2 protein-coding genes and 2 pseudogenes are annotated in these 2472 nt (G+C 33.0%); 2 read left to right on the plus strand and 2 right to left on the minus strand.

Annotated elements, in window-relative coordinates:
• A partial coding sequence (locus tag V7014_RS22080) for an IS3 family transposase (protein ID WP_335510382.1) occupies window positions 1–309 on the plus strand: 309 nt, incomplete at its 5' end.
• Between the two features lie 444 nt (window positions 310–753).
• Here the strand turns inward: V7014_RS22080 and V7014_RS22085 are convergent.
• Together V7014_RS22085 and V7014_RS22090 are read right to left on the minus strand one after the other, a co-directional pair.
• Window positions 754–930 (minus strand): annotated as a pseudogene (locus V7014_RS22085) (IS3 family transposase); the annotation flags it as partial.
• A 184-nt stretch (window positions 931–1114) separates the two neighbouring features.
• Entirely contained in the window at window positions 1115–1972 is an 858-nt protein-coding gene (locus V7014_RS22090) for a DUF4240 domain-containing protein (RefSeq protein WP_335510384.1), read from the minus strand.
• A gap of 250 nt (window positions 1973–2222) precedes the next feature.
• Here V7014_RS22090 and V7014_RS22095 point away from each other — a divergent pair.
• A pseudogene (locus V7014_RS22095) lies at window positions 2223–2472 on the plus strand (IS66 family transposase); the annotation flags it as partial.

Below are 2472 nucleotides of genomic sequence, written 5' to 3' on the forward strand. Positions count from 1 at the left end.
AATTTGAATGATGTCAAAATGTTTCATACAGACCGAGGGAAAGAGTTTGATAACAAACTAATTTCAGAGAGTCTTGAAACATTCGGTATCCAACGATCACTGAGCATGAAAGGATGCCCTTATGATAACGCTGTGGCTGAAGCAACGTTTAAGGTATTTAAAACAGAATTCGCTAACGGAGCTCATTTCTCTTCTCTTGAACAGCTCGCTCTAGAACTTGATGATTATGTTCATTGGTTCAATAACATTCGAATTCACGGAACACTAGGCTATTTAACACCAGTGGAATTCAAGCAACAGACCTTATAATTTTTGTCCAGTTTAGTGTTGACATACCAAGAGTATCACTTACTTTTAACAGCGTACAACTTACATTTAATAAAACAAAAAAATATTGTAATGCTTAGTAAGCTTATTTTCGATTGGTTGTAAAATCAATATTTTACGTACAATTGACAAAAGATTAAAATCACCTCCCCTTGCTTTTGTGTTGTGTGACAACTTGTTCGTGACCTATACATCTTAATTATGACATGAACAACTAAGTCTTGACCTACAAAATATTGTTAAACTAATAACATTACCTTTATTATTTGTCTAAGTCTCTTTTAAGTTGTATTTCAAAAAAACTAATTGTATCGCAATAGGTCAAGTTTAAGTTGTCATTAGTTTATTTTACGTAATCTAATACTCTGACTTTTAAAGGATTTTAGGTCACGATTAAGTTGCATGAAGACATTTTGAAAAAAGGGATTAAGCAGCCTGAAGAAAATGATTTCTGTATTGTACAGGAGTCATCTTTTTTAGGATCCATTGATATCTAGTATGGTTATAGTGGCGGATATACTTGTCTATTTCACGTTGAAGTTCCTCTAAAGTCTTACACGCTTTTCTGTTTACCTCGTCTTTCAGATGACCAAAGAATGATTCGATGGCTTTTTTATTTTTTATCTAATTTAAAGTTCATTCTGCTAAATGGATTAATAACAGATGTTTAAAATCAAAAAATAGAAGTAGGTGGTGGAAAAATGTACATTTTTTCACCACCTACTTCAGTTATCATTAGTTATTAGTATATTTGCTATTACTTCCAACCTTCGTCATTTGAAAAAGACTAATAGTCATATTCTGTAATATAGTCAAATTCGTTCCCTGTTTTCCTAGTATACGCTTCAGAAGCTATTGATAATAGCGGTTCAAAATCTTCATCATTTGGCATATTACTTGGATTTTTAAGAGTTTCTTCAAAAAATTCTTTTCCCTTATTTATTACCGAGCATCTAATGTATAAAAATAAATCTGCAGATAAATAATCTGGGCTTTGTTCATTACAAGACATTTGTGCATGTTTTTTTGTGTCTAATAAGTATAGTTTATAAGCTAACGCTTCTTCAAATTGCTTTATGTCCTGTATACTTAAATTTGCTAATCTTTCAATTGCTGGTTCTATTATATCATCATCACATTCAGCATTAAAATCCAGTTGTGAAATAATGGACCAAAAAGTTTCATCTTTCATCATCTGACTCGTTTTTTTATTATTGGAGTTGTTTATAGTAGCAGTATTTCCTCCTGTTTCAATTTCTTTTACAAAGTTATCTCTATCATTTTCCCAGCGCCATTCAAGATAGGCTTCTACACCACAGGAATCATTCCACTGTTCTCCGAATGAGTTCCAATGTATTTTTTTCTCCTTTTTAGTTAATGGTATGTTCCCAATATAAATGAAATTCTCAGGGGCACTACCATCAACCCATATTAAAGCCCTACTATTGTTACAATAAAACCGATTTTCTACAAGAATCTCTCCTAAAATCTCATTATCAATTGAAGGAAGCTCAGGTTCCATATACGGTGTTGTAGCTAAAAGGTGAGCTTTATCACTCTTATTTAAAACTCTTACTGCCCCAAATTCACCATTTGGTAAATTTAAAGCAAACACATCTCCAATATTTACAATTCTCTCACTCAACTTTATCTTACCTCCTTGAACAGTAGAACCGGTTAATCTTCAGTTCTTTATTATGTCATTAACAAAATTTGTATTTTCTCTATTAATAGTTAAGGTCGTCTATGAAAATTTCTGTCTAACTTCTTCTTAGTTACTTTTTCCTCTATATATTTAACGTGCCTTCTTTCCCATTCTTCAGCATTATATCTACCCCTTACATTAACTTTTACTATACGGGAAGCATAATTATCACTATTAACTCGTTAGTTGTCGTCTGGAAATCGATAATAATCAAAGCGAACGTTCCATAAAACCGTTTGTGATTGGGAGAAAGAACTCGATGTTTTCCAATACACCGAGAGGTGCCAAAGGAAGTGCCATTATGTATAGTCTGGTTGAAACGAAACGGCAAAAGAGAATGGGCTGAGCCCCTACCATTATCTTCGGTACTTGTTTGAAATCATGCCCAAAATCGATTTAGCGAGCAAAGAAGAAGTGGAACGCATTCTGCCATGGTCACA

Source organism: Bacillus sp. JJ722, from assembly GCF_036963345.1.
Lineage (GTDB): Bacteria > Bacillota > Bacilli > Bacillales > DSM-1321 > Bacillus_AD.